This is a genomic window from Dolichospermum compactum NIES-806, from assembly GCF_002368115.1.
Lineage (GTDB): Bacteria > Cyanobacteriota > Cyanobacteriia > Cyanobacteriales > Nostocaceae > Dolichospermum > Dolichospermum compactum.
In genome coordinates this window covers 78,346-84,283 of sequence record NZ_AP018316.1, presented here as the reverse complement: position 1 = coordinate 84,283, position 5,938 = coordinate 78,346, and the positions used below count along the sequence as shown (strand labels likewise).

General features: G+C 38.5%; 6 protein-coding genes. 4 read left to right on the top strand and 2 right to left on the bottom strand.

What is annotated here, in order from left to right:
• Positions 1-213: 213 nt before the first annotated feature.
• Complete coding sequence (locus CA730_RS00415; RefSeq protein ID WP_096662614.1) at positions 214-810, bottom strand: glyoxalase-like domain protein; 597 nt, start codon at positions 808-810, stop codon at positions 214-216.
• A 178-nt stretch (positions 811-988) separates the two neighbouring features.
• Between CA730_RS00415 and CA730_RS00410 the strand changes: the two genes are divergently transcribed.
• The 4 genes from CA730_RS00410 (at position 989) to CA730_RS00395 (ending at position 5,330) form a co-directional block, all read left to right on the top strand.
• Positions 989-1,618, top strand: coding sequence for an RNA polymerase sigma factor (locus CA730_RS00410; protein WP_096662612.1), 630 nt, complete (start codon positions 989-991; stop codon positions 1,616-1,618).
• A gap of 605 nt (positions 1,619-2,223) precedes the next feature.
• A complete protein-coding gene (locus CA730_RS00405; protein ID WP_096662610.1) occupies positions 2,224-3,693 on the top strand; it encodes an efflux RND transporter periplasmic adaptor subunit in 1,470 nt (489 codons plus the stop codon).
• Positions 3,690-3,890: a hypothetical protein gene (locus CA730_RS00400; RefSeq protein WP_096662608.1), complete on the top strand. Its 201-nt coding sequence runs from the start codon at positions 3,690-3,692 to the stop codon at positions 3,888-3,890. The genes CA730_RS00405 and CA730_RS00400 overlap by 4 nt, the downstream gene beginning before the upstream one ends.
• 222 nt (positions 3,891-4,112) lie before the next feature.
• A complete protein-coding gene (locus CA730_RS00395) occupies positions 4,113-5,330 on the top strand; it encodes an ABC transporter permease (protein WP_096662607.1) in 1,218 nt (405 codons plus the stop codon).
• Between the two features lie 91 nt (positions 5,331-5,421).
• Here the strand turns inward: CA730_RS00395 and CA730_RS00390 are convergent.
• A partial coding sequence (locus tag CA730_RS00390; protein ID WP_197705480.1) for a transposase occupies positions 5,422-5,938 on the bottom strand: 517 nt, incomplete at its 5' end.

Genomic DNA, 5,938 nt, shown 5'->3' with positions numbered 1-5,938 from the left:
CTGCTTTACCAATAGGATATCAAGAATATTTAGTAGATAAATTTTTGATTCGTTATACTCCCAGTTGTCAAATTTTAGATTTTTGTCACCAACGCCCAAATGGGGAATTTCCCTTTGCAAATCCTCGCTACTGGTCTGCTTTTATTGTTCACGGTTTACGATAAATAAAAAATATTTAGGGTGCATTAGGAAAACCCAACACACCCATAATGACTAATTAGCAACTTCAGCCATTTCAATGACACGCCCTTCATAATCCTTAACTAAAAAATTCAAAGGCTTTTGGTTGCGAATTTTGAACTTTAAACCTCTGACTTCTACCCGCATTAAAATTAATTCTAGACAATCATGATCAAAGCAAACATGACGATGCTGATCTTTTTTGCCTAAACTTGCACCAGTGATAATATGTAATTGAGTATTTTTCTTGAGTTGATACCACAGTCCGTCACTACCACTATTCATGGTGCTGTTATTCCAACTGGGACTAGCGGACATATACAGCGGGTCAATACCTGTTGCACCAATGGTTTGCTCGTAGTTGTAATAATAGTGCAATGGGACTTCCGCTACTGGCAAATCTAGCAATCCTTCATATAACTGTCGGGCAACTTCTAAATCCGATACCATGACAGTATAAACTTTAGGGGCACTACTCAGGAACATCCACATAGCACCAGCGTAAGCTGCCAATAGCATAATCATAATCCCCTGGGTGGAGAATAGGCTATCCAAAGGCAGGGAAGGTAAGAACGAGCCGAAAGTGAGTGGACTCAGCAGGAACATTATGGAACTAGCTTCTATAACCATGAACAAACAGAATCACAATAAAGGAGACGCTTTGAGTGTTGTCAGTTAAGACTAACATTGTTTCTAGTTTATCAAGAGTCTTATGGTCTGACTTTACAAACTTACTAACTTTCCGATATTATTAACCATCGCATCACCATTCCCTAGTATATTTTAACAGTTATCTAGTTCAGAGATTGTGCAAATTCCCCACTTTCCCGAAGCTAATCACCCATTGGTGAAGTCGCTATTTCATCACAGTGATCAAGAATTACTGAGTTTATTTCAGCGATATCCAGATTATGGCAAGTATTTTACGGTGATTTTTTGCCGTTATAGTCCCATAGTTTACACTTTAATTCGGCATTCGGCGCGATCGCCTGTGCAAGCTGATTATTTATTTGCTCTCATCTGGCGAAATATCTATTATGAATTAGGGGGACTGGACTTAAACCAAGCAGCCACAGAGACGGAATCCTTAACCTTACAAAATTGGTTAATTAACATCACTGCATTCCATATTAACGAGATTAAGCTTCCACCTACAGAAGCTATTCATTATTCCCTTAAAGATACATCACCACCGCTATGGTGCTATGTAGAACAGGCATTAGATCAACTACCACCAATATTACGATTAATCGTCTTAATGGCGCAAACCTTCCACTGGAGTGAAACCAGAATTGCTGCCTATTTGCAAGCTGAAGGAGAACAAATTTCCCCCGCTGAAGTCGCAAGTTCTCTCCAAGAAGGTTATCAGATGCTAGAAGATAAATTACCTGCTGATATTCGGGCTATTTACTTAGGTGAAGCTGGGATTTCGTCCTAACTTTAGCTATAATAATCACAGTAGCCCATTTACGGCACAGAACCATAGAAAAAATCCGTCTCGTCAGTTCTTGGCTTGCTCAGATAAAACTTGTCTTAGAGACTTCCAAATAAAAATATGTCCCAAAACTAACGCAAAAACTCTCTCTATTTCTTCTCTCTCTGTGTTCTCTGCGCCTCTGTGGTTCTTTTGTTCATTTATTGGGATAATTTTTTTCTTGGAAGTTCCTTATACCATCTATTTACAGCCGGAATTTCACGGTTATATATTATGAAACAGCGGCATTTACTATCAGGAAATCCCATTAATATTAGCGAGAGGATAATAAGAGGTGTTGGGTTTCGTCCCAATTGCTCCGCAACGCTAACGTTCCACAACCCAACCTACAATAAATCTTGTTTTACTAAAATGATCTAAAATTCAAAAATAGGAAATAAGTCATGATCACGAATCAAAGGAAAATGTGCTAATATAGCTAGGACGGAGATAGAAAAATATACAAACTGAAAATTCACCCAATCAGACGATGAATTAGATAAATAAAATGATCATCATAGATATTCAACTATGAAATAGTTAACTTCTACTCCTAACCTTTTTTGATCATGATTTTTTACATAGAAATTCCCTTAATTGGCAAAAAAGTTAAATATCCATATCGGTGGTTAATAGGTTTAATCGCTAGTGGTGTCTTAATTGTGGGAACAACAGCCACGATAAAAACCATCCAGCAAAAAAATAAACCACCAGATATTAGTAAATTAACTGTTCCGGTAGAAGCAAAAAGCGTAACTGTCCGCATTACTGCTAGTGGCAAAGTTCAACCAATTCAAAGTGTGAATATTAGTCCTAAAAGTCCAGGATTGTTAGCAGCCTTAAATGTTGAACAGGGAGATACTGTCAAAGAAGGACAAATAATTGCTCGCATGGATAATTCGGAAATTAAAATGCGAATTCTCCAATACAAAGCTAATTTAGACCAAGCAAAAGCACAATTAGCAGATAGCCAAGCCGGCAGTCGTCCCGAAGAAATTGCCCAAGCCAAAGCCCGTGTAGAGCAAGCACAGGCTCAATTAGCGATTATCCGAGATGGGAATCGTTTACAGGAAATTCAACAGGCACAGGCTCAAGTAGACTCGGCAAAAGCTTCTGTGACACTTACCCAATCGAGAGTCAAACGTTATCAAGATCTAGCTAAAGATGGGGCTATTTCCCAAGATAGTTTAGAGCAATATGTGAGTGAAAATAGTAAAGCTAAGGCTAATTTGGAGGAAGCACAACGCCGATTATCTTTACTAAAAGTGGGCAACCGCAACCAAGATATTCAAAAGCAAGAAGCAATAGTTAATCAAGAAAAGGAAGGATTACGAAAATTAGAAAATGGTAATCGTCCCCAAGAAATTGCTAAATTAAGAGCAGCAGTAGCTAGTGCTGAGGCTCAGTTAAAACAACAACAGGTGCAACTGGAAGATACCATTATTCGCGCTCCTTTTTCGGGAATTGTGACTCAAAGATATGCGACGGTAGGGGCTTATGTAAGTCCGGCTATTTCTGCTTCTAGTGATGCTTCGGCGACATCTACTTCTATAGTTGCTTTAGCTAGAGGTTTAGAAGTGCTGGCTAAAGTTCCTGAAGTAGATATTCCCCAAATTAAACGGGGACAAAAAGTGGAAATTGCTATTGATGCTTATCCTGATGAAGTTTTTCATGGAACAGTGCGGTTGATTGCTCCCGAAGCGGTAGTTGATCAAAATGTCACATCTTTTCAGGTGCGGGTAGCTATTGATGAGACAGCAAATAAACTGCGTTCGGGAATGAATGTTAGTGAAGTGACATTTATTGGTAATAATATCCAAAATGCACTGTTAATACCTCAAGAGTTAATAGTTACTCAAAAGGGAAAAACAGGTGTATGGCTGTTGGGTGAAAAAAATAAACCCCAGTTTAAGTTAGTCACAATTGGCGCAAATATTGATAGCCAAATTCAGGTTTTAGAAGGGTTAAAAGCAGGCGATCGCATATTTATTGATCTACCTAAAACCAAGGGTAAAGGAAATAAAGAACCGGAAAAATGACACGCAATTCTATACTATGGCGATACCTTCGGCGCTGCGTAGCCATCGCATCTCTATCTAAATCTCAAATCAAGCTTATTGAGAATACTGTCAATAAATTAGTTGGTTTGAGATTAAGTATGTGGGCGTTAAAAATTGTCGTTGGGGCAAGGGAACAGGGAACTCTTAACTGGGAACAGGAAGAGAGTTTTGATTGATTTTACTACTTTTTTTCTTCACATACCTTTAAATTTTTCTGTTCACCTACTTAAATTCATTGAATACCGACCTAGATGGCAAAAAGCATGAAGTGGTTATTATGATTGGGTTTTAGCTGTTTTATGAAATTCTTTTTTTGACAAAATAACCTGCTGTGAAAAATATTTTGAGTATATTTACTCATGCTGAATGTGGAGTAAAATCACAAATAAACACAAAATATGGACATTTTAGAAAGTGTGAAAATGGCAACTACTACCTTATTAGCTAATAAGTTACGAAGTAGTTTAACCATGTTAGGGATTATTATTGGTAATGCTTCGGTAATTGCCATGATTGGTATTGGAGAAGGCGCACAAGCACTGGCAACTAAGCAATTTGCATCATTAGGTCCAAATACCTTATTTATTATCCCTGGGAGTCCAGGAAGCCGGGGAAGGGTGACAACAATGCCGAGAACCTTGGTTTTACAAGATGCGAAGGCGATCGCTAAACAAGTCCGTGCAGTTAAAGAAGTTGCCCCAGAAATTAATAACAGAAGTACAATCACCTATAGAAATAAAAGTACAACTAGTACAGTGATCGGCACTACGCCTAATTATATAACAGTCCGTAGTTTTGAAATTAAAGAAGGCAGATTTTTTAATGACTTTGATCTTAAACGTAATAGAAGGGTAGCAGTATTAGCACCAGATTTAGCCAACAAACTCTTTGATAATCAAAATCCTGTTGGTCAAAAAATCCGTATTCAAAATACTACTTTTGAGGTGATTGGCTTAACAGTAGCCAAAGGTTCATCCTTTGGTAATAACAGCGATGATACAGTTTTTATTCCTATTAATACTATGTTTAGTCGGCTGGTGGGAAGAACATCCCCCTTTGGTATTAATGTTTCTTTAATTTCTGTATCTGCTCAAGATGAAAATAGCATCTCCGCCGCAGAATTTCAAATGACAAACTTACTCCGTCGCCGGCACAAAATTGTCCGTGAAGATGATTTTACGATTCAAAGCCAAAAAAATATCTTGGAAATTACCAATACAATTACCAGCGGATTGACACTAATGTTAGCTGCGATCGCTAGTATTTCTTTGTTTGTGGGCGGTATTGGCATTATGAATATTATGCTAGTTTCTGTCACGGAACGTACCCAAGAAATTGGACTGCGTAAAGCTATTGGTGCAACTCAACAAGACATTCTTTTACAATTCATGATTGAAGCCGTGATTTTATCAGTAGCTGGTGGTTTAATCGGCATTGCTTTAGGCGGTGGTAGCATCATTTTAGTTGGTATCCTTACCCCTTTAGAGGCGGCAATTTCACCAAGTGCAGTCATGTTAGCTGCTAGTGTTTCTGGTGCGATTGGTTTATTTTTTGGTGTCGTTCCTGCCCGTCGTGCGGCTCAACTTGATCCCATGGTAGCATTGAGAACGGCGTGAAAATAATTAAAAATTACAGGTTTGGTTTTGAGGCAACCATAAATTATCGGGGCAACCATAAATTATCGGGGCAACCACGGGGGGATTGCCCCTACGTGGGGAAATTTTCGGGGTTGTTGGGATGGAGAGTGTCAACATCCCATAAGATTGGATTATCTCTTATATATTCTCGCAAGCGATCGCATGATTTTTCGTTACGAATAATGTGTTCATAATAATTGCGTTGCCATAGTCTTTTTTCAAAGGCTGGCCATTCCTTTTCATAAACACTATGACGATATTTAGTAGTAGTTAAAGACTTAAACCGATGAACCACATCACCTAATTTCAGGGAATTATAAGGTTCAAGAAGAATAATACCATGAATGTGGTTAGGCATCAAAACGAAGGCATCAATATCAAGTCCTTGGTAATGGTTAGGAATTTCATCCCAAACAATTTGTACCATTTCTCCTGCGGGTGAAGGGTACATAATACCTGCTTGAATACTACCAAAGAGCGATCGCCTGTGGTTAACACAAATAGTCACAAAATACGCCCCTGCCTGAGAATAATCATATCCTTTCAGGCGAATAGAACGGCGACGATGAATATCAGGATTATACGCC

Bases quoted from the DNA above. Each gene is read 5' to 3' on its own strand.
- CA730_RS00415 (WP_096662614.1), bottom strand. From the start codon at position 810: ATGGTTATAGAAGCTAGTTCCATAATGTTCCTGCTGAGTCCACTCACT.
- CA730_RS00405 (WP_096662610.1), top strand. From the start codon at position 2,224: ATGATTTTTTACATAGAAATTCCCTTAATTGGCAAAAAAGTTAAATAT.
- CA730_RS00400 (WP_096662608.1), top strand. From the start codon at position 3,690: ATGACACGCAATTCTATACTATGGCGATACCTTCGGCGCTGCGTAGCC.
- CA730_RS00395 (WP_096662607.1), top strand. From the start codon at position 4,113: ATGGACATTTTAGAAAGTGTGAAAATGGCAACTACTACCTTATTAGCT.